General features: G+C 50.7%; 19 protein-coding genes. 16 read left to right on the forward strand and 3 right to left on the reverse strand.

Going from position 1 to position 20,241, the window contains the following annotated elements; translation table 11 throughout:
* Window position 1 precedes the first annotated feature (1 nt).
* Window positions 2-2,332: a M1 family metallopeptidase gene (locus tag CHB92_RS15415; protein WP_089320125.1), complete on the forward strand. Its 2,331-nt coding sequence runs from the start codon at window positions 2-4 to the stop codon at window positions 2,330-2,332.
* A 138-nt stretch (window positions 2,333-2,470) separates the two neighbouring features.
* Here the strand turns inward: CHB92_RS15415 and CHB92_RS15420 are convergent, their stop codons facing one another.
* Together CHB92_RS15420 and CHB92_RS15425 are read right to left on the reverse strand one after the other, a co-directional pair.
* Window positions 2,471-3,817 carry an NAD(P)/FAD-dependent oxidoreductase gene (locus CHB92_RS15420; RefSeq protein WP_089320126.1) on the reverse strand — a complete coding sequence of 449 codons (1,347 nt, stop codon included), beginning with the start codon at window positions 3,815-3,817 and terminating at the stop codon, window positions 2,471-2,473.
* Between the two features lie 245 nt (window positions 3,818-4,062).
* Complete coding sequence (locus CHB92_RS15425) at window positions 4,063-4,722, reverse strand: carboxypeptidase-like regulatory domain-containing protein (protein ID WP_144266328.1); 660 nt, start codon at window positions 4,720-4,722, stop codon at window positions 4,063-4,065.
* Window positions 4,723-4,796: 74 nt separating this feature from the next.
* Between CHB92_RS15425 and CHB92_RS15430 the strand changes: the two genes are divergently transcribed.
* The 13 genes from CHB92_RS15430 to CHB92_RS15490 all read left to right on the forward strand — a co-directional run bounded on the left by CHB92_RS15430 (window position 4,797) and on the right by CHB92_RS15490 (window position 16,393).
* Complete coding sequence (locus CHB92_RS15430; protein ID WP_089320127.1) at window positions 4,797-5,183, forward strand: ArsR/SmtB family transcription factor; 387 nt, start codon at window positions 4,797-4,799, stop codon at window positions 5,181-5,183.
* Between the two features lie 137 nt (window positions 5,184-5,320).
* A complete protein-coding gene (locus CHB92_RS15435; RefSeq protein WP_089320128.1) occupies window positions 5,321-6,022 on the forward strand; it encodes a YjjG family noncanonical pyrimidine nucleotidase in 702 nt (233 codons plus the stop codon).
* A gap of 381 nt (window positions 6,023-6,403) precedes the next feature.
* Window positions 6,404-8,038: an L-glutamate gamma-semialdehyde dehydrogenase gene (gene pruA, locus CHB92_RS15440; protein ID WP_089320129.1), complete on the forward strand. Its 1,635-nt coding sequence runs from the start codon at window positions 6,404-6,406 to the stop codon at window positions 8,036-8,038.
* 220 nt (window positions 8,039-8,258) lie between these two features.
* On the forward strand, window positions 8,259-8,639 hold the full coding sequence (locus tag CHB92_RS15445; RefSeq protein ID WP_089320130.1) for an NADH-quinone oxidoreductase subunit A: 381 nt from the start codon (window positions 8,259-8,261) through the stop codon (window positions 8,637-8,639).
* A 79-nt stretch (window positions 8,640-8,718) separates the two neighbouring features.
* Complete coding sequence (locus CHB92_RS15450; RefSeq protein ID WP_089320131.1) at window positions 8,719-9,270, forward strand: NADH-quinone oxidoreductase subunit B; 552 nt, start codon at window positions 8,719-8,721, stop codon at window positions 9,268-9,270.
* A gap of 4 nt (window positions 9,271-9,274) precedes the next feature.
* On the forward strand, window positions 9,275-9,781 hold the full coding sequence (locus CHB92_RS15455) for an NADH-quinone oxidoreductase subunit C (RefSeq protein ID WP_089320132.1): 507 nt from the start codon (window positions 9,275-9,277) through the stop codon (window positions 9,779-9,781).
* A gap of 65 nt (window positions 9,782-9,846) precedes the next feature.
* Entirely contained in the window at window positions 9,847-11,091 is a 1,245-nt protein-coding gene (nuoD, locus tag CHB92_RS15460; RefSeq protein WP_089320133.1) for an NADH dehydrogenase (quinone) subunit D, read from the forward strand.
* Window positions 11,092-11,156: 65 nt separating this feature from the next.
* Window positions 11,157-11,690, forward strand: coding sequence for an NADH-quinone oxidoreductase subunit NuoE family protein (locus CHB92_RS15465; RefSeq protein WP_089320134.1), 534 nt, complete (start codon window positions 11,157-11,159; stop codon window positions 11,688-11,690).
* Between the two features lie 116 nt (window positions 11,691-11,806).
* On the forward strand, window positions 11,807-13,153 hold the full coding sequence (gene nuoF / locus CHB92_RS15470; RefSeq protein ID WP_089320135.1) for an NADH-quinone oxidoreductase subunit NuoF: 1,347 nt from the start codon (window positions 11,807-11,809) through the stop codon (window positions 13,151-13,153).
* A gap of 72 nt (window positions 13,154-13,225) precedes the next feature.
* Complete coding sequence (locus tag CHB92_RS15475; protein WP_089320136.1) at window positions 13,226-14,206, forward strand: 2Fe-2S iron-sulfur cluster-binding protein; 981 nt, start codon at window positions 13,226-13,228, stop codon at window positions 14,204-14,206.
* 3 nt (window positions 14,207-14,209) lie between these two features.
* A complete protein-coding gene (gene nuoH, locus CHB92_RS15480; RefSeq protein WP_089320137.1) occupies window positions 14,210-15,277 on the forward strand; it encodes an NADH-quinone oxidoreductase subunit NuoH in 1,068 nt (355 codons plus the stop codon).
* Window positions 15,278-15,360: 83 nt separating this feature from the next.
* On the forward strand, window positions 15,361-15,870 hold the full coding sequence (locus tag CHB92_RS15485; protein ID WP_089320138.1) for a NuoI/complex I 23 kDa subunit family protein: 510 nt from the start codon (window positions 15,361-15,363) through the stop codon (window positions 15,868-15,870).
* A 4-nt stretch (window positions 15,871-15,874) separates the two neighbouring features.
* Window positions 15,875-16,393 carry an NADH-quinone oxidoreductase subunit J family protein gene (locus CHB92_RS15490; protein WP_089320139.1) on the forward strand — a complete coding sequence of 173 codons (519 nt, stop codon included), beginning with the start codon at window positions 15,875-15,877 and terminating at the stop codon, window positions 16,391-16,393.
* 69 nt (window positions 16,394-16,462) lie between these two features.
* Here the strand turns inward: CHB92_RS15490 and CHB92_RS15495 are convergent, their stop codons facing one another.
* The gene (locus CHB92_RS15495; RefSeq protein ID WP_245842612.1) at window positions 16,463-17,524 is read right to left on the reverse strand and encodes a DUF6929 family protein; all 1,062 of its coding nucleotides are present in this window, start codon (window positions 17,522-17,524) and stop codon (window positions 16,463-16,465) included.
* Between the two features lie 381 nt (window positions 17,525-17,905).
* Between CHB92_RS15495 and nuoK the strand changes: the two genes are divergently transcribed.
* Both nuoK and nuoL read left to right on the forward strand, forming a co-directional pair.
* On the forward strand, window positions 17,906-18,235 hold the full coding sequence (gene nuoK / locus CHB92_RS15500; RefSeq protein WP_089320140.1) for an NADH-quinone oxidoreductase subunit NuoK: 330 nt from the start codon (window positions 17,906-17,908) through the stop codon (window positions 18,233-18,235).
* A gap of 40 nt (window positions 18,236-18,275) precedes the next feature.
* On the forward strand, window positions 18,276-20,237 hold the full coding sequence (gene nuoL / locus CHB92_RS15505; protein WP_089320141.1) for an NADH-quinone oxidoreductase subunit L: 1,962 nt from the start codon (window positions 18,276-18,278) through the stop codon (window positions 20,235-20,237).
* Window positions 20,238-20,241: the final 4 nt, after the last annotated feature.

Genomic DNA, 20,241 nt, shown 5'->3' on the forward strand with positions numbered 1-20,241 from the left:
TATGAGACACCTACTAAAAGGCTTGGCCTTGGCTGGTCTGATGGTTGGGCCCCTGGTGGCACAAGCACAGGACACAAAGTTCTCCCAACTGGGGCAAGAACTGCCAACACCCAACACCTACCGCACCGCCTCAGGAGCACCTGGCCACCAATACTGGCAGCAGCGGGCCGATTACAACATCAACGTAGAGCTCGACGACAAGAACCAGTCTATCAAAGGTTCTGAGAGCATTACCTATACGAACAACTCCCCGGACGCATTGAAGTACCTGTGGGTACAACTGGATCAGAACATCTTTGAGCCAAACTCAATGAGCAACCTGACCCAAACCGCAGAGCTTAAAAAGGATATGTCTTTGCGTGCAGTGGAGTACATGACGCGCGAGAAGTTTGACGGCGGCTTTAAAATCGAGTCGGTAAAAGACCGCAGCGGCAAACCGTTGAAGTACACCATCAACAACACCATGATGCGCGTTGATCTGCCAACGCCTCTAAAGCCTGGCCAGTCATTTAGCTTCGGGATAGATTGGCACCATAACATTAACGACCAGAAAGCCCTGGGCGGCCGCTCTGGCTATGAGTACTTCCCGAAAGACGGCAACTACCTGTACGAGATGGCCCAGTGGTTCCCGCGCATGGCCGTGTATGACGACGTGAACGGCTGGCAGCACAAGCAGTTCCTGGGAAGCGGTGAGTTTGCCCTGCCTTTCGGCGACTACAAGGTAAGCATCACCGTACCTGCCGACCACGTAGTGGCCGGAACAGGCGTACTGCAGAACGCAAACCAGGTACTTTCTTCTACACAGCAGAAGCGCATGGCCGAGGCTGCCAAAAGCGACAAGCCTGTCGTGATCGTGACGCAGGAAGAAGCGACCAAAGCAGAGAAAGACCACGCCCAGAACAAGAAAACATGGGTATACAAAGCCGATAACGTGCGCGACTTTGCCTGGGCAAGCTCCCGTAAATTTATCTGGGATGCCATGAACGTAAACGTGGGCGGCAAGAACGTGCTGGCGATGTCCTACTACCCGAAAGAGGCAAACCCACTTTGGGGGCAGTACTCTACAGAGGCCGTTGGCCATACGCTAAAGACTTACTCTAAGCGCACCATCGACTACCCTTATCCGGTAGCGATCTCGGTACACGGCCCTGTAGGCGGCATGGAGTACCCGATGCTCTCCTTCAACGGCTACCGCCCTGAAGAGGACGGCACTTACTCAGAGCGTACCAAGTACGGCCTGATCTCTGTGATCATTCACGAGGTGGGCCATAACTTCTTCCCGATGATCATTAACTCCGATGAGCGCCAGTGGACATGGATGGACGAAGGCCTGAACACCTTTGTACAGTACCTGTCTGAGCAGGAGTGGGAGCGCAACTACCCATCCCGCCGTGGTGAGCCACAGGACATCGTGGAGTACATGAAGAGCGCCAAGAACACGCAAGTACCGATCATGACCAACTCAGAATCTGTATTGCAGTTCGGTAACAACGCTTATGGCAAGCCGGCTACAGCCCTGAACATCCTGCGTGAGACGGTGATGGGACGTGAGTTGTTCGACTATGCCTTTAAAGAGTACGCCAACCGTTGGGCCTTTAAACACCCAATGCCGGCTGACTTCTTCCGTACCATGGAAGATGCCTCCGGGGTGGACCTTGACTGGTTCTGGAGAGGCTGGTTCTATACAACAGACCACACTGACATCGCAATTGATGACGTGAAGTGGTACACGATCGATTCCCAGGATCCTGCTTTTGTGAACGCGCAGCGCCGTGAGCAACTGAACCAGGAGCCAAAGACCCTGTCGGAGCAGCGCAACCTAAAGGATATTCAGAAGACGCTGGTAGAACTGAAGCCACAGCTGAAAGACTTCTACAACAGCTACGATCCGCTTGCCACCACGCCGGCGCAGCAGAAGCAGTACCAGTCGTTCCTGGCTGGCCTGACACCAGAGCAGAAAAAGACGCTGGATTCTGGCCTGAACTTCTACGAAGTAGGCTTCAAGAACTTGGGTGGCCTGGTAATGCCGCTTATCGTACGCATGGAGTTCGAAGACGGTACAGACGAAGTAGTGAACATCCCTGCAGAGATCTGGCGCTACAACAACGACGAGATCACGAAAGTGTTTGTAACAGAGAAGCCGGTTGTAAGCTTTACACTGGACCCACAGTTGCAGACCGCTGACACCGACCTGGAAAACAACTTCTTCCCACGTCGTCTGGCTCCGTCTCGTTTCGAGATCTTTAAGCAGAATCAGGACAGAAGAAACCCAATGCAGCGTGAGCGCGCCACTAGCAGCACCAGCAATGGCAGCAACAATGCCGGTAGATAAGTAAGGTCTCAACGGTATTAACAAAAAGCCTTCGGAATCACATCCGAAGGCTTTTTTATTGGCGATTTGTTGTTTCAGTCAAACTTGGCATTCAAGTGCCCGCCTGCTGTTATGCATGTAGCCTTAATTTACAACACGTCAGTCTGTGTCATACTTATTAATAAAGCGCCGTTTGACACGCTCCCCTTTCCGTACAAAAGGCCTTATAATTAAGCGGGTACTGTTCTCATAGGTAAAGAACTTATAAAACCAGTTACTGAGCACGACCAGTTTATTGCGGAAGCCTACCAAGGACATCACGTGCACAAAGAGCCAGATAAACCAGGCAAAGAAACCACCGAAGTGCATATTCTTTGGCAGGTCAGCCACAGCCTTGTTTCGCCCGATGATCGCCAGCGATCCTTTGTCATTATAAATAAACGGCTCCAATGGCTCGTTCCGGATAATACGCTTCAGGTTCTTAGCCAGAAGCTTGCCTTGCTGAATGGCAGGCTGGGCCACGCCCGGATGCCCTCTGGGGTACTCATCCGACTTCATAAAGGCAATATCCCCTATTGCGAATATATCCTGAAAGCCGAGCACCTGGTTGTACTGGTTTACCAGTATCCTGCCCCGCTCCACAGATTCAGCCGGTAGCCCGTCAATCAAAGCTCCCGAAACCCCTGCTGCCCAAATGAGCGTGTTGGTCTTAATTTCTTCACCTCCTTTTAAAACAGCCGTTTCGCCATCATAAGACTCCACCAGCGTGTTTAGCTTCATGATCACCCCTAGTTCGTTCAGGTACTTATAGGTTTTTTCACTCGCTTCTGCCGACATAGGAGGGAGTACCCGATCCAGGCCCTCCACCAGGTAAATGTTCATCCTACTGAAGTCAATACCAGAATAGTCAGTCGGGAGCACGTGCTTTCTCATCTCGGCAAGGGCACCGGCCAGTTCCACTCCTGTCGGCCCGCCACCTACAATTACAATGTTCAAAAGGGCCTGCCTCACTTCCGGGTCTACTGTCATGCTAGCCTGCTCAAAGGCCTGCAGCAGCTGACTTCGGAGGTTTAGGGCATGCGGCACTTCTTTTAAAGGGAAAGAGTACTTCTTAATCTGCTCGTTACCGAAGTAGTTCGACTTGGTGCCCGTGGCGATTACAATGTAATCGTAAGGCAGGTCGCCGATAATTGTCTCGACTGTTTTCGCGGCAGGGTTTACCCCTGTTACCCTTACTAAGCGGAAGTGGAAGTCCGGGTAGTCGTCGTTGCCGAACATCTTCCGCAGGGGCTCTGCAATGGCATCCGGTTCCAGCCCGGCGGTAGCCACCTGGTATAGGAGCGGCCAGAAGCCGTGGTAGTTCTGTCTGTCAAACATCACCACCTGAAAGTCATCGTTGCTTAACTTCTTGGCCAGGTTGATGCCGCCAAAGCCCCCCCCAATAATAACGACGCGGGGTTTGGTGGTATCAGGTATATTGAGCGTTAACTTATCAGGTTCCAGCATGTTTATTTCCTTTATGCCCTCCAATGGCCAGTTATCTCCTACCTGCCCACGCCAGACTCTCTATTCTAAAAGAAAGGCTTTGGCAACAGTCGCAGTATAACGTAAGGCAATGCCTGTAAGCGACAACCGTAGGCTTCGCTTGTCTGGAGAGCAGTTTACAATTAATCTGTTATGTTCCGTACAATCACATTACGGACATTGTAAACTGTAGTTAAGGAATATAGCACAGGAAGCCGGAGAGCGGCTTATTTGGAATTGCCGTTGAAGATGGCGTCAATCAGTTTGGGTATGGCAAAGGGACTAATAGTAGGATACATGTAGCGGTTCTGCTGCTGCTGGATCTGCTGCTGGTTCCAGAACTTGAAGTTACCGGCCCCATCCATTGGGGTGCTTTCGAAGAGAGCTTCTAAGCGCTCCGGGTCCAGGTTACGGGTAGCAATGGCACGCCCCTCATCCGGTAGCTTCACCTTAGCTATCGCCTCACGGAAATCCCGCTCTGTTGGCCAGGGGAACACCTCTACGGTGGGAAGCTCGGTCGGGTCTTCCTGCATTTGCATGATAATGGAATAGCTCTGGCTACTGTAGTTCTTCGGGATGATCAGGTACTGCTTTTTATAGCCGATGGCACTAAAGAGCACGCTGTCTCCGGTGAGCACAGGTACTGAAAAGAAGCCGTACTGGTTCGTTTGCACACCGCGGCTGGTGCCCGGCACAAACACGTTTACCCCTGCCACCCCATACAGGCTATCACCCGTGGCAACAAAGCCTGAAAGCTGCACGACACGCTGTTGCCCCTGTGCCTTGGCGCCGTTGGGTAACAGCAAAAACAGCACAGCCAGGAGTGGCAGCAAGAGCCATTGTAAGCCGGAGGCAGTTATAAAACGTTTTGGTGCAGAAGCGATCATGTGATACAATTATACTATTAAATATTTTATAATGGCTGGTTTTACCTAATTTTGTTCCTGTCGCCACCCTAGTTATGAGACTCAAACACTTTAGCCTTTCTTTTGGAGAGCAGGTCCTCAAAGCCCTTGCCGATGAGTCCCGAATCCGTATCCTCAACCTGATCCTGCACAACAAGGAAATGTGCATTTCTGACCTGGAACAGGTCCTTGATTTTACTCAAACCAAAACCTCCCGCCATCTTTCCTATCTCCGCAACGCGGGTCTTGTTGCCCCTCGAAAGCTGGATCAGTGGGTGTACTACTCTGTAAAAGAAGAGGCCGCCGACCTGGTACAGCAGATCTTTACCTACATGGAGCGCGACGCCGTGCTGCTAAAAGACCAGGAAGTGTACCAGATCCTTTTCTCGAACCGGGAACTGGCAGTAAACAAGCTCCAGGCCCGCCGCTGGACGGCAGAATAAACCTCCGGCAACTCCATAACTTCCAAAACCCGATTATATTGCATAAGTTTAGCTTTAGGGGTAGTTACTATCCGAATAGTTCCTATTATAACAACTGACGGCTTCTTTCGTTTCACAAGAACCTCACCTGCTTTTTTATGAAAACATACACCCACATCCTTTTTGACCTGGACCACACCCTTTGGGACTTTGAAAAGAACTCGGAAGAAACCCTGTACAGCCTCTTCGATCAGTTTGGGCTGGGTAGTTTTGGGAAGTTCGACAGCACTTCCTTTTACAATAAGTATAAGTTTGTAAACACCCGTTTATGGGATCTTTATAACAAAGGCAGGATCAGCCAGAAAGAGCTGCGGGAAAGCCGCTTTGTGAAAACCCTGACCGGGCTTGGCTTGCTGGAGCATGAAGTACCCACCGGACTATCGGAGGCCTATATAGACCTTTGCCCCACCAAAACAGCTGTTTTCCCTTATACTTACGAGGTGCTAGAGTACCTGCAACCCAAGTATGGTCTGCACATTATCACCAATGGGTTTAAAGAGGTACAACACGTAAAGATGAATTCGTCCAGGCTGCACGGCTACTTCCGGGAGATCGTCACGTCGGAGTGCTGTGGCTTTAAAAAACCAGACCGCCGGATGTTTGAGCACCTGCTGGAGCGCATCAACGTGCTGCCAGCGGACTGCCTGATGATCGGCGACAACTACGAGTGTGACATAGAAGGGGCCCGCGCCGCCGGCATCGACCAGGTATACTTTAACCCGGAGAAGGTAAAAGGCCGGAAACGCCCCAAGCCTACCTACGAGATCAGCTGCCTGAGCGAACTGAAACAAATCCTTTAAGCAGGCGCTGCTGACACTTCCAGCCATAGGACTGTTTTAGTTATAGGGTCTCTTCTTGCCCTGATAAGCAGGTTCCGGGGTAAAATATCGCTCCCTCCAGGCAAGCCCCCTATCCCGCTGCTTCTCCTTATCTTACACCGTAGGGCTAACCTTCGCACCTCCATTCCGTTGGCAAGGGGTGGGTATACGTAAGCCAAAGAGGTGGAGAAAGGCAAAAGGCCTGAAGTGGCAGCTCAGGTCAGCCTGGGCCAAGACCCGCCTGCTACTCCTCCTTTCCCTTCATGCCCAAAAATCGCAGAATAACTTTACCTTTGCCCGGTTGCGGCAGAAGGCTGTAACAGAACTATGAAAAACTAATTCTAAATCTGTAACTATAAGAACATGGCAACAGGATTTTTTAGAGTACCTACCCCCGTTAACGAACCTGTAAAATCTTACGCCCCCGGCTCCCCAGAAAAAGAGGAGCTGTTGCGCACCTATAGAGAACTAAAGTCGAAAGAGCTGGACGTACCGATGTACATCGGCGGCGACAGGGTTTACACCGACAACAAGCAGCCCATGCTGCAGCCGCACGATCACCAGCACATCCTGGGCCATTTTAACGAAGGCGACGCGTCCCACGTGGAACAAGCGATAAACGCAGCGCTGGCAGCCCGCGAGGAGTGGGTAAACATGCACTGGGAGCACCGCGCCAGCATCTTCTTAAAGGCCGCTGAGCTGTTGGCCGGGCCATGGCGTGCAAAACTGAATGCCGCTACAATGCTGGGCCAGTCTAAAAACGCTTACCAGGCCGAGATCGACTCTGCCTGTGAACTGGTGGACTTCCTGCGCTTTAATGTGCAGTACATGACCGAGATTTATCAGATGCAGCCGGAGTCCTCGCCAGGTGTGTGGAACCGCATGGAGCACCGTCCGCTTGAAGGCTTTGTGTTTGCCCTGACACCGTTCAACTTCACTGCCATTGCCGGTAACCTCCCTTCTGCTGTAGCCTTGATGGGCAACGTGGTGGTGTGGAAGCCTGCCCACACGCAGATCTATGCCGCACACATGATCATGGAGCTGTTTAAAGAGGCTGGCTTGCCAGATGGCGTGATCAACCTGATTTACGTGGATGGCCCTACGACAGGCGATGTGATCTTCAATCACGCTGATTTCTCCGGTATCCACTTCACCGGCAGTACCGGCGTGTTCCAGAACATCTGGAAAACCATTGGAAACAACATCCACAAGTACAAGACTTATCCGCGTATTGTGGGGGAGACAGGCGGTAAGGACTTTATCCTGGCCCACAAGTCTGCAAATGCCAAGGCACTGGCCACAGCTATCTCGAGAGGCGCTTTCGAATTCCAGGGGCAGAAATGCTCGGCGGCTTCCCGTGCTTATATTCCGAGCAACCTGTGGGAAGAAGTAAAAGCCTACGTGCAGGAAGACCTGAAATCGTTTAAGATGGGCCCTCCGGAGGATTTCTCCAACTTCATCAACGCCGTGATCGATGAGAAGTCTTTCGATAAGATTGCCCGCTACATTGATAATGCAAAAGAGAGCAATGAGATTGAAGTGATTGCCGGAGGCAACTACGACAAGTCCAAAGGCTACTTTATAGAGCCTACAGTCCTGCTGTCGCATAACCCAACGTACATCACCATGTGCGAGGAGATATTTGGACCGGTTATTACGATCTACGTGTATGATGCGGACAACTTCGAGGATACTGTAGAACTGGTGAACTCGACTTCACCTTATGGACTGACCGGTGCTATCTTCAGTCAGGACCGCTATGTGATTGAGTACGCGACAAGAAAACTGAACGACGCTGCCGGTAACTTCTACATCAACGACAAGCCGACAGGCGCCGTGGTAGGCCAGCAGCCATTCGGTGGCTCACGTGCCTCCGGTACAAACGATAAGGCCGGCTCTATGCTGAACCTGCTGCGTTGGGTGTCTGCCCGCTCTATCAAAGAGACCTTCGTACCGCCAGTAGATTACCGTTATCCGTTCCTGGGCGAAGACAAATAAGCTGTACTCGCTGCATGGCATAACAGAGGCCGCGTTCTGCAAAGGGCGCGGCCTCTGTAGTTTTAAAGCACGTGCAAGTATCTTATTTAGAATGACTAAAAATAAGAATAATGGCACCCCTATAGCAGAGAGAGGCCTTTTTTACGGCACAGTAAGTCTTTTGAATCTTGGTGATTTATAACTAGTTTTGCTCTCTAATATATTTAAGGACTACAGCATTATGGAACCATCTGTGGATCAGTACATACCGTCGGACTACCTGCCGATAATCATACAATTTGCGGCGGCCCTCGGCTTTGTGATTTTTGCGCTTGTGCTCACGCACTTATTAGGTCCCAAACGGAACAGCGAAGTAAAAGGCGCTGCCTGGGAAAGTGGTATTGAGTCGGTGGGCGATGCCCGTACACCAATCTCCTACAAGTACTTCATGACAGCCATTCTTTTTGTACTGTTTGATGTCGAGATCATCTTCCTGTACCCTTGGGCGGTTAACTTCAAAGCCTTTGGGTTAGAAGGCTTCCTGCAAATGCTCGTGTTCATGGGCTTACTGCTGGCAGGTTTCTTCTACGTGATCAAGAAGGGTATTCTTAAATGGGAATAAACTAATAAACTTTTTACAAAGCACTTGTGTTCATCTTCTTGGGGAATCTTACCCTAAATGACACACCCAATCTTTTGACATGAGCGAAAATACAGATATAAAGATAGTAGACGCACCAGATGGCTTGTCTGGCGCAGGTTTCTTCGCCACATCCCTTGAGAAAGTAATTGGACTGGCTCGTAAGCACTCGCTGTGGCCCCTGCCTTTTGCGACCTCTTGCTGCGGTATTGAGTACATGGCTACCATGGGCTCTAATTATGATATTTCCCGCTTTGGTTCTGAGCGCCCAAGCTTTTCCCCACGCCAGGCAGACATCCTGATGGTGATGGGTACCATTGCCAAGAAAATGGGACCTGTTGTGAAGCAGGTGTACGAGCAGATGGCTGAGCCACGCTGGGTAATTGCCGTAGGGGCTTGCGCTTCTTCTGGCGGGATTTTTGATACTTACTCTGTATTGCAGGGGATTGACCGTGTGGTACCAGTGGATGTTTACGTACCTGGTTGCCCACCCCGCCCGGAGCAGATCTTAGACGGTTTGATGCGTGTACAGGAACTGGCCGAAAACGAATCGCTGCGCCGCCGCAACTCGCCGGAATATCAGGCATTATTAGCCTCTTATAACATTAAATAAGCAAATGGAGCTTACGAACGAAAACGTACTCGGTAAAATCATAAGCCAGTTTGGGGAAGATAACATCTGGGATGCTTTTAGCCCGGATGGCATCATGACGATCACCACCAACCGTGAAACGATACATGACCTGATCCAGTACCTGCGCGACGACAAGGAATTACAGATAAGCTTCCTGACCACGATGTGCGGTATCCATTATCCCGGACAGGGTGACAAGGAGATGTGCATGATGTACCAGTTGCACAGCCTGCGCCATAATTACCGTATCCGCATCAAGGTATTTATGCCTGCCTCAGACCCGGTAATGCCAACCATGACAGACCTTTACGCCACCGCCAACTGGATGGAGCGTGAAGCTTTCGACTTCTATGGCTTTAAGTTCTTAGGGCACCCGAACCTGACCCGCATCCTAAACATCGAGGAGATGGAGTACCACCCGATGCTGAAACAGTATCCGCTGGAAGACCAGACTAGGGAAGATAAGATAGATACATATTTCGGACGTTAAGCCAATGCGCTGTAGTTTCCTTTAACCCTTAGGTCAGCTACAGCAAATAACAAAGGATATACATAATGGCTACTGAAAATAAAACCGCAGAGCTCACTGAACTGGAGCAGTTCCGGAAAGACCACGGACTGGCCCTGACGGACGAGCAGCCGCTTACCACGCTGAACCTGGGTCCAACGCACCCGGCAACGCATGGCATTTTCCAGAACATCCTACAGATGGACGGTGAAAAGATAGTAGACGCTGTGCCTACTATCGGCTACATACACCGTGCTTTTGAGAAAATAGCAGAACGTCGGCCGTTCTACCAGATCACGCCGCTGACGGACCGCATGAACTACTGCTCTTCTCCTATCAATAACATGGGATACCATATGACGGTGGAGAAGCTGTTGGGCATCACTGTTCCAAAGCGTGCGCAGTACATCCGCGTGATCATGATGGAGCTGGCCCGTATTTCGGACCACCTGATCTGTAACTCTATCCTGGGTGTGGACTCCGGTGCCTTTACAGGTTTCCTGTACGTGATGCAGGAGCGTGAGCATATCTACGACATCTACGAGGAAGTATGCGGTGCCCGTCTGACGACGAACATGGGCCGCATCGGGGGCATGGAGCGCGATTTATCGCCAAAGGCCCTGCACCTGATTGATGAGTTCCTCAAGCGCTTCCCGAAAGTATGGGCGGAGTTTGAGAAAATGCTTACCCGTAACCGTATCTTCGTTGACAGGACAACTGATGTAGGGGCTATTTCGGCAGAGCGTGCCTTGAGCTATGGCTTTACCGGACCTAACCTGCGTGCCACGGGTGTAGACTACGATGTGCGTGTGATGAACCCGTACTCTTCCTATGAGGACTTTGAGTTTGAAATACCGGTAGGCTCCAAGGGCGACACCTACGATCGTTTCCTGGTTCGTAACGAGGAAGTGTGGCAGAGCTTGAAGATCATCGAGCAGGCGTACAAAAACCTGCCAGAAGGATCTTTCCATGCAGATGCGCCGCACTACTACCTGCCTCCAAAGAAGGATGTGTATACCAGCATGGAAGCCCTGATTTACCACTTCAAAATAGTGATGGGTGAAGCAGACATTCCGGTTGGCGAAGTTTACCACAGCGTAGAGGGCGGTAATGGCGAGTTAGGTTTTTACCTGATCAGCGATGGTGGCCGCACACCTTACAGATTGCACTTCCGCAGACCTTGCTTTATCTACTACCAGGCTTATACAGAAATGATCAAAGGTGGCCAGCTGGCTGACGCGATCCTGACACTGAGCAGCCTGAACGTAATCGCCGGCGAGCTGGACGCATAATCAAAAATAAGAATCATTTACCATTTAACATTGCCCTGAATACGAAGGGCAATGACAACTGAAAAATGGCAGAGACTATAAACGAAGTAAAGTTTTCTGATGCGGCCATGGCCGAAATCCAACGCTACATCAGCCACTACCCTGTAGGTCGCCAGAAGTCAGCCCTACTGCCTATCCTGCACATTGCGCAGGCTGAGTTTGGCGGCTGGGTAAGCCCGGAGGTGATGGATAAGATCGCAGAGATCCTGAACATACAGCCTATCGAGGTGTATGAGGTGGCAACCTTCTATACCATGTTCAACCTGAAGCCGGTTGGCAAGCATGTACTGGAAGTATGCCGTACAGGCCCTTGCTGCCTGCGTGGAGCCGACGAGCTAATCAACACGCTGAAGCGCAAGCTGAACATTGAAGAAGGCGAAACCACAGCCGATGGCATGTTTACACTGAAGCCGGTGGAGTGCCTCGCTTCCTGCGGAACTGGCCCGATGCTGCAAGTGCGTGAACTCTACTACGAGAACCTCGACAGCGAGGAACGTGTGGACGAGTTCCTGGAGATGATGCGCCAAAAGGAGCACGAAACGCCAACCTGGGCGAAGTAATCTATTTGACAAAGGAAGAAAGACACACGGACAAAGGACTTTTAATTTGATTCTCTTTTGCCCTTTGTCAATAGTCTTTTGTCTTGTCTAAACGCTAAGAAATACATCCTGCTACAATGGGACTTAAAATATTAACTGAGCATATCAACGTACCAGGCATCGAGACCCTGGAGGTGTACCGTAAGCATGGCGGCTACAGGTCTGTAGAGAAAGCCCTGAAGACGATGTCTCCGGAAGAGGTGGTGGAAGAAGTAAAAACATCGGGCCTGCGGGGCCGTGGTGGTGCCGGCTTCCCTACTGGTATGAAGTGGAGCTTTTTGGCCAAGCCAGAGGGTGTTCCACGCTATTTAGTTTGTAATGCCGACGAATCAGAACCGGGTACTTTCAAGGACCGCTGGTTCATGCAGTACAATCCGCACGCCCTGATAGAAGGAATGATCACCTCCAGCTACGCCTTGGGAGCGAATACCTCCTATATCTACATCCGTGGCGAGTTGATGTTTGTCCTGCGCATTCTCGAGAAAGCTATCGCAGAAGCATATGCTGCCGGTTTGCTGGGCAAGAACATTTTAGGCTCCGGTTACGACCTGGACCTGCACGTGGCGCCAGGTGGTGGTGCTTATATCTGCGGCGAAGAGACAGCCCTGCTGGAATCGTTGGAAGGGAAGCGCGGAAACCCGCGTAACAAGCCTCCGTTCCCGGCGGTGAAAGGCCTTTTTGCCTCTCCTACTGTGGTAAACAACGTGGAGACCATCTCCTCGGTGCCTTGGATCGTGAACAACGGTGGTGCCGAGTATGCCAAGATTGGTGTAGGACGCAGCACAGGTACGAAGCTGATCTCTGCCAGCGGTAACATCAACAATCCGGGCGTTTATGAGATAGAGCTGGGGGTACCGGTAGAAGAGTTTATTTACTCGGACCAGTACCTGGGTGGTATCTGGAAAGGAAGAGAATTGAAGGCGGTGGTACCAGGAGGTTCTTCTGTGCCAATTCTGCCTAAGAACCTGATCCTGAAAACAGCCGCCGGCGAAGACCGCCTGATGACATACGAGTCATTATCTGACGGTGGCTTTGCGACTGGCTCTATGCTGGGTTCTGGTGCTTTTATTGTGTTCGACGAAGAGCAGTGTATCGTGCGTAACACGTGGAACTACGCCCGCTTTTACCACCACGAGTCCTGCGGCCAGTGTAGCCCTTGCCGTGAAGGTACAGGCTGGATGGAGAAAGTATTGCACCGCATCGAGTACGGCCACGGCCATCAGCAGGATATTGACTTGCTGGTAAGCGTAGCAAAGCAGATCGAAGGAAACACCATTTGCCCACTCGGCGATGCGGCAGCATGGCCAGTGGCAGCTGCTATCCGTCACTTCCGAGAGGAGTTTGAGTGGCACATCAAGCACCCGAAAGAGGCGACAGCCCCGGGTGCCGTGTATAGAGGAAAGCTAGACGCGGTTACAGCTTAAGAAACAAGCCGCTCTGTAGCGGACAAGTAAAGCACAAGCCCTGCTTGTGCACCAAAAACAGGAAAAATTAAAATGGTAAAGGTAACATTCGACGGCATAGAGGTAGAGGTAGAAGAAGGAACTACCATTCTGCAGGCCGCTAGAAAAATTGGGGGCAAAGTAGTGCCCCCTGCCATGTGTTATTACGGCCCTTTAAAAGGCAGCGGCGGTAAGTGCCGTGTGTGCCTGGTAAAAGTAGCACAAGGCTCAGCCAAAGACCCACGCCCTATGCCGAAGCTGGTTGCTTCATGCATCACCCAGGTACAGGACGGCATGGTGGTGGAAAACACGACAAACGAAGATGTACTAAACGCGCGCAAAGGTATTGTAGAGATGCTCCTGATTAACCACCCGCTGGATTGCCCGGTTTGTGACCAGGCTGGCGAGTGTAACCTGCAGGACCTTTCTTACGAGCATGGCGTGAGTGCACAGCGTTTTGAGGAAGAGCGTCGCACGTTCAACAAAGTAGACCTGGGTCCTTACATCCAGCTGCACATGACGCGTTGCATCCTATGCTACCGTTGTGTGTATACGGCTGACCAGATTACGGAGAAACGTGTGCATGGCGTATTGGGACGTGGTGATGCCGCGGAGATCGGAACCTATATCGAGAACGTGATCGACAACGATTTCTCAGGAAACGTAATCGACGTGTGCCCGGTGGGCGCGCTGACTGACAAGACCTGGCGCTTTAAGAACCGTGTTTGGTTTACAAAGCCGATGGATGCGCACCGTGATTGCCCTACCTGTTCAGGTAAAGTGACCTTATGGACTAGAGGAGAGGAAGTACTGCGCGTAACAGCACGCAAAGACCAGTACAACGAAGTGGAAGAGTTCATCTGTAACACGTGCCGTTTCGATAAGAAGGAAGTAAGCGACTGGACCATCGAAGGCCCACGCCACATCGAGAGAGGTTCTGTCATCTCGGCAAACCACTACGAACTGCCTGTCGTAAACGTGCCGATTGTTCCAAACCTGCCAACATCCACTAAGAAAAACCTGCCACAGGAATAACCTATGGAGTCAATAGACCTATTATACAAAGCGATCTACATCCTGGTGATCTTCGGCATCACCCTGCTGATAGCCACTTACTCTACTTATTTCGAGCGTAAAATAGCGGCTTTTATTCAGGACCGGGTAGGCCCTAACCGTGCAGGCCCTGCTGGTTTACTGCAGCCGTTAGCCGATGCTGGTAAACTCTTCTTTAAGGAAGACTTTATACCAGCCCGTGCCAGCAAAGCGCTGTTTATCATCGGACCCGGCATCGCCATGCTGGTAGCCACCATGTCTAGTGCGGTTATTCCTTTTGGAGATAACCTGATCATAGACGGCCACCAGATCTGGTTACAGGCAATCGAAGTAAATATTGGCGTACTGTATGTGTTCGGGGTGGTGTCATTGGGTGTGTATGGCTTAATGATTGGTGGATGGGCTTCTAATAACAAGTTCTCCCTACTAGGCGCTATACGGGCAGCCTCCCAAAACATCAGCTACGAACTGGCCATGGGCCTTTCGCTGATCGCGGTGCTGATGATGACTGGCTCCCTTTCTTTAAGAGAGATAGCAGAACAGCAGGCAGGCTTTAACTGGAATATCTGGTATCAGCCGCTAGGCTTTATCATCTTCCTGGTGTGTGCTTTTGCTGAGACGAACCGTACGCCGTTTGACTTACCCGAAAGTGAGGCCGAACTGATTGGCGGTTACCACACGGAATATGGCTCCATGAAATTGGGTATGTACCTGTTTGCAGAGTATATCAATATTTTTGTGGCATCCGCTGTGATGGCAACCCTGTACTTCGGTGCTTACAACTTCCCATTCATGTTTGAATTAGAAGCCTGGTTAGTGGGTGTAACAGAAAGTGCCGTAACGGCTAACAACATTGTCACCTTAGTTGGAGTGGCTGCCATGTTTGCCAAAATATTCCTGTTCATCTTCTTCTTTATGTGGGTTCGCTGGACGCTTCCGCGCTTCCGCTACGACCAATTGATGAAGCTGGGCTGGCAGATTCTGATCCCGCTGGCGATCCTGAACATTATCCTGACAGGGGGCGGAATTCTGCTGAAAGACTATTTATTTTAAACTATAGTACCGAAATTTGAATTGTTGGTAGTCGGAAACCTGTTAGAAGGGGAAAGCAATACAACACTCAAAAGCGACAAGAGATGGAACCACTATCAAATAGACGCAAGAAACTGGAGAAGAAGGAGATGACGTTCGCCGAAAAGGCGTACCTGCCGGCTATTGCCCAGGGTCTTGGCATCACCCTCAAGCACTTCTTTAAAAAGAAAGCAACCATACAGTACCCGGAGCAAACGCGCGAGCGTAGCGAGCACTGGCGTGGTCTGCACGTGCTAAAGCGCGACGAGGAAGGACGCGAGCGCTGCACCGCCTGTGGTTTATGTGCTGTGGCATGTCCTGCCGAAGCCATAACCATGACTGCCGGAGAGCGCAAAGCAGGCGAAGAAAACCTGTACCGCGAAGAGAAATACGCAGTTACGTACGAGGTGAACATGCTGCGCTGTATCTTCTGCGGACTATGCGAAGAAGCCTGCCCGAAAGCTGCTATTTTCTTACAAGACGATAAAATTGCGCCGGCACGTTACGAGCGCGAGGAGTTCATTTATGGCAAAGACCGCCTGGTGGAGCCCTTAAAAATTACTGAAACGAAATAACCCGATGACAGAGAATCTGTTCTATTTCCTTGCTTCGCTGACGCTACTTTGCGCCCTGATGGTGGTGATCTCTAAAAACCCGGTACATAGCGTCCTATTCCTGATCATTACCTTCTTTACGATCTCAGGCCATTACATTCTGCTGAACGCGCAGTTCTTGGCAGCCGTAAACATCATCGTTTACGCAGGGGCTATTATGGTACTCTTCCTGTTCGTGATCATGTTCCTGAATATGAATAAAAAGTCAGAGAACCTGGTAAAGACGTCCACCTTAACAAAGGTAGCCGGCACAATAGCGGGTGGTTTGCTTTTTGTAGTGATGATTGCCGCTTTAAAAGACGTAGAAGTGGCAGGTTATAACGCGGAGACTTATAACTCGCAGATAGGTATGGTAGAGAACCTGGGGGCAGTACTTTTTACGCAGTACCTGTTACCGTTCGAGCTAGCCTCTATCCTGTTCCTGGTAGCGATGGTGGGTGCTGTAATGCTGGGCAAGAAAGAGGTAGGAGAACAACACTTCTAAGAAATAATGCAAGCAGGAGAAACCTGCATCAAGGAAAAGGGGCTGCTTATTAAAGCGGCCCCTTTTCTTTTATACCTCATCCGGTTCTACTTCCTCTAACCGTAACAGGACTTCTAGCAATTCTGAACCGCCCAAATCATCATCACTGACTACAATTACTTTATAGGCCTTATCATCCAGCTTTTCCACCACCAGCGACTCCGCCTTTCCCTTATATACAGTTCCGTCCTGGTTTCGGATCAGGGAGGCAGCTATCGGTAAGGGTTTGGCAGGGCTTGTAGCATAAGGAAGGCTTCTCAGGTCTATTACCCCCAGGTAGCTTCCAACCACTTCTCCATCTTCTATCGCATTGGCAGTGTCTTCAGCAGAGGCTGTAAAAAAGAGCTTCTCCTCTGACACATAGGCTCCCGAAAAACCAGCCTGCACCTGGCCCGAAAGTGGCAACTCAAAGTAGTAGAGCGCCGCGATGGGTAACTCAGCATCATTTATCAGATATCCGACAAAGTCATCTGTCTCGAACCGAAACAGGGCGTTCGTGTCTGCCCCAACTCCGCGCTGCATTAAGTAAGTATAGGTTTCACCAATCGCCAGCCCTTCCAGGTTTAGCACGCCTTCCTCCTCTATTTGCAATATCTTCCGCAGAAAAAGGTAAAAGCGACTTAGGTCTACTTCCTTCACTGCCATTTCTTCGGAGAGGTTAACCAGGAAGGCTCTGTTGCGGGCAGGGCTTGAGCCGGAGCCTAGGAGTAACAAGTACTCATCCCGACCGTACCGGAACCGGGCCATGCTTTCTAAGTCTGGTTTGGCAGCTTTGGGAATACGCCCGTTTATGAAGCCACTCGTATCGAAAAGCGGGAGCTCGTTGATAACGTTAAACTCCTCGTCCAACTGGTACAGATAAGGAGAGTCATCCCCGACCACAAAGTACCCCTCCATGTTCCCGTTCGCCTCTATACCAGAGGCAGAGGGCAACCCTTCATAAAGCTTCGATTCCTGCACTACGGCCTCCAGTTCGTACTTCGGAAGTTCCTCCTTCGGGACAAGAGAGCGGCTAATGGTCTCCTCCGGTTTACAGGCAGAAAGCGCAAGTGCAGCGGCAAAAAGCATAATAAGGCAGTTATAGTTCATCATCAGTTTTAAACGTGTACACGTGGAAACAGAGGGCATTTCTAAAAACGGAAACACGGCCTCTTAACGGAAGCCAGGCTAACAGGGCCGGATTGCCTTTCAGCTCAGTGTCATTGGGCTAGTGCCGTACGCCCTGTACATAAGCTACGGGAACAAAACAGGAAGGTGGCAAAAGGGCATGCTGTAGCCCTCTAAACAGTACAAAGTTCAGGAATGTAGCAAGGCTTCTGATCCGGAGAAAAAGGCTTGCTAGAAGCGGAAACCAGGCACAGAGGCGGTAGAAGAAGATTGGAAATATGTTATGGATTTTACGAAAATGGGGATAACTTTGCCCCTTAACTTTTGGACAGTAAATTAACCGTAATACGTTCAGTTCCATAGACGATGAACCACATACCCGAGGTTATCAGAACCATTCCCTTAGATTATTACCTGTACTTTAGTGTTGCTCTTTTTGTTATCGGAGTTATTGGGGTGCTTACCCGACGCAACGCTATCGTTATTTTTATGTGCGTGGAGCTGATGCTAAACGCTGTGAACGTGCTGCTTACCGCCCTGTCGGCCTACCGTGCCGATGCGAACGGGCAGGTGTTCGTTTTCTTTATTATGGCTGTAGCGGCGGCAGAAGTGTGCGTCGGCCTGGCCATCATCGTGATGACCTACCGTAACATTCGCTCAACGGATGTGCAGATCCTGAACTACCTGAAGTGGTAACTTCTCATTAAACCCTGAATAGCATAACAACCTTATACAGATGCGAGAAATTGTAATGCCGGTTATAGACCAAGAGATGGCACTGCTCTGTTTGCTCGTTCCAATACTGCCGCTTTTAGGCTTTATACTGAACGGATTGGGCAATCGAAAGTTGGCGAAAGGCCTGGTGAGCTTCATAGGATGCGGTACCGTACTGGCCTCCTTCCTTATTTCCATCTACCTCTTTTTTGACTTCCTGACGAATGACAGCCGCTCCTACATCGTTAACTACTACGACTGGATTTCTGTTGGCACCCTGCGTATTGGCTTCTCTTTCCTGATTGATCAGCTGACGCTGTTCATGATGCTGATGGTAACCGGTATTGGTTTCTTCATTCACCTGTACTCGGCCGGCTACATGAGCCACGACGAGAACTTCGGAAAGTTCTTCGCCTTCATCAACCTGTTCATGTTCTCGATGCTGGTGCTGGTGATGGGCTCGAACTACGTGATGATGTTTGTGGGCTGGGAAGGTGTAGGACTTTGCTCTTACCTGCTAATCGGCTTCTGGAACAAGAATACCAACTACAACAACGCTGCGAAGAAGGCCTTCGTGATGAACCGTATCGGTGACTTGGGCTTCCTGCTGGGCATCTTCCTGATCTTTATGACCTTTGGTAGCGTGAGCTATCCGCAGGTGTTTGCCGAGGCTGTGCGCTATGCCGGCGGCTTAGACTCGGGCGTAATGATCGCGATTACCCTCCTGCTGTTTGTAGGTGCTATGGGTAAAAGTGCACAGCTTCCGTTGTTTACCTGGCTACCAGACGCGATGGCGGGTCCTACTCCTGTATCTGCTCTGATACATGCCGCCACCATGGTGACGGCTGGTATTTACATGGTGGTGCGCTCAAACGTGCTGTATGTGATGGCTCCTACTACGCTAGAAATTATCGCCATCGTAGGGGTGGCTACAGCCCTACTGGCTGCGACCATCGGTTTGGCGCAAAACGATATCAAGAAGGTCCTGGCCTACTCCACCGTGTCGCAGCTGGGCTATATGTTCCTGGCGCTGGGTGTGATGGCCTTCTCCTCTTCCCTGTTCCACGTACTGATGCACGCTTTCTTCAAGGCGCTTCTGTTCCTGGGTGCCGGTAGCGTGATTCACGCCATGAGCAATGAGCAGGATATACGCTACATGGGTGGCCTGCGCAAGTACCTGCCCATTACCTTTGTTACTTTTCTGATCGGTACACTGGCTATTGCCGGTATTCCGCCGTTTGCCGGTTTCTTCTCAAAAGACGAGTTGCTGGCGCACGTGTATGAGCATAACAAGGTGATGTGGGCTTTTGGCCTTCTGGCTGCTTTCATGACCTCCTTCTACATGTTCCGCCTGCTGTTCCTGACTTTCTTCGGGACCTTCCGTGGTACAGTAGATCAGAAGAATCACCTACATGAGTCTCCCGCTTCTATGACTATTCCGCTTATCGTACTGGCAGCTCTGTCTACTGTAGGTGGTTTTATCGGGCTACCTGCGGTATTTAGCTCAGAGCACGTACTAGGCGATTACCTGGCTCCGCTCTACGATTATGCCCGCCTTGTAAATGCTGGCGCTCTTGAGCCCCTACACTTAGACCATGCAACAGAATACATGCTCATGGCTGTTTCTGTTGGTGTAGCTGTGTTGGCTATCATTATTGCCTATGTGATGTATGTGAGCAAGAAAGTAGTGCCTGCCCCAGAGGAAGAGCGCCTGTCTCCTATCCACAACCTGATCTATCACAAGTACTATATTGACGAGCTGTATAACACGATCATTGTTCGTCCGCTCATGTGGTTCTCCAGCGCCTTCCATCGCTTTGTGGATGTGCTCGTGGTGGATGGCATTGTGAATGGCTTCGGTAAGCTAGTCATGCAAAGCGGACGCTCGCTGCGCTATGCCCAGAGCGGTGCCATTGGCTTCTATGTGCTGGTGATGGTGTTTAGCATCGTCCTGATTCTATTTTTAAACTTCTTTATCGGATAAGGTT

It is taken from the genome of Pontibacter ummariensis (assembly GCF_900188175.1).
GTDB classification, from domain to species: Bacteria; Bacteroidota; Bacteroidia; order Cytophagales; family Hymenobacteraceae; genus Pontibacter; species Pontibacter ummariensis.

Bases quoted from the DNA above. Each gene is read 5' to 3' on its own strand.
- CHB92_RS15435 (WP_089320128.1), top strand. From the start codon at position 5,321: ATGAAAACATACACCCACATCCTTTTTGACCTGGACCACACCCTTTGG.
- nuoD (WP_089320133.1), top strand. From the start codon at position 9,847: ATGGCTACTGAAAATAAAACCGCAGAGCTCACTGAACTGGAGCAGTTC.
- CHB92_RS15425 (WP_144266328.1), bottom strand. From the start codon at position 4,722: ATGATCGCTTCTGCACCAAAACGTTTTATAACTGCCTCCGGCTTACAA.
- CHB92_RS15455 (WP_089320132.1), top strand. From the start codon at position 9,275: ATGGAGCTTACGAACGAAAACGTACTCGGTAAAATCATAAGCCAGTTT.
- CHB92_RS15415 (WP_089320125.1), top strand. From the start codon at position 2: ATGAGACACCTACTAAAAGGCTTGGCCTTGGCTGGTCTGATGGTTGGG.
- CHB92_RS15430 (WP_089320127.1), top strand. From the start codon at position 4,797: ATGAGACTCAAACACTTTAGCCTTTCTTTTGGAGAGCAGGTCCTCAAA.
- nuoL (WP_089320141.1), top strand. From the start codon at position 18,276: ATGCGAGAAATTGTAATGCCGGTTATAGACCAAGAGATGGCACTGCTC.
- nuoK (WP_089320140.1), top strand. From the start codon at position 17,906: ATGAACCACATACCCGAGGTTATCAGAACCATTCCCTTAGATTATTAC.
- pruA (WP_089320129.1), top strand. From the start codon at position 6,404: ATGGCAACAGGATTTTTTAGAGTACCTACCCCCGTTAACGAACCTGTA.
- CHB92_RS15485 (WP_089320138.1), top strand. From the start codon at position 15,361: ATGGAACCACTATCAAATAGACGCAAGAAACTGGAGAAGAAGGAGATG.
- CHB92_RS15490 (WP_089320139.1), top strand. From the start codon at position 15,875: ATGACAGAGAATCTGTTCTATTTCCTTGCTTCGCTGACGCTACTTTGC.
- CHB92_RS15445 (WP_089320130.1), top strand. From the start codon at position 8,259: ATGGAACCATCTGTGGATCAGTACATACCGTCGGACTACCTGCCGATA.
- CHB92_RS15495 (WP_245842612.1), bottom strand. From the start codon at position 17,524: ATGATGAACTATAACTGCCTTATTATGCTTTTTGCCGCTGCACTTGCG.
- CHB92_RS15465 (WP_089320134.1), top strand. From the start codon at position 11,157: ATGGCAGAGACTATAAACGAAGTAAAGTTTTCTGATGCGGCCATGGCC.
- CHB92_RS15475 (WP_089320136.1), top strand. From the start codon at position 13,226: ATGGTAAAGGTAACATTCGACGGCATAGAGGTAGAGGTAGAAGAAGGA.
- nuoF (WP_089320135.1), top strand. From the start codon at position 11,807: ATGGGACTTAAAATATTAACTGAGCATATCAACGTACCAGGCATCGAG.
- CHB92_RS15420 (WP_089320126.1), bottom strand. From the start codon at position 3,817: ATGCTGGAACCTGATAAGTTAACGCTCAATATACCTGATACCACCAAA.
- CHB92_RS15450 (WP_089320131.1), top strand. From the start codon at position 8,719: ATGAGCGAAAATACAGATATAAAGATAGTAGACGCACCAGATGGCTTG.
- nuoH (WP_089320137.1), top strand. From the start codon at position 14,210: ATGGAGTCAATAGACCTATTATACAAAGCGATCTACATCCTGGTGATC.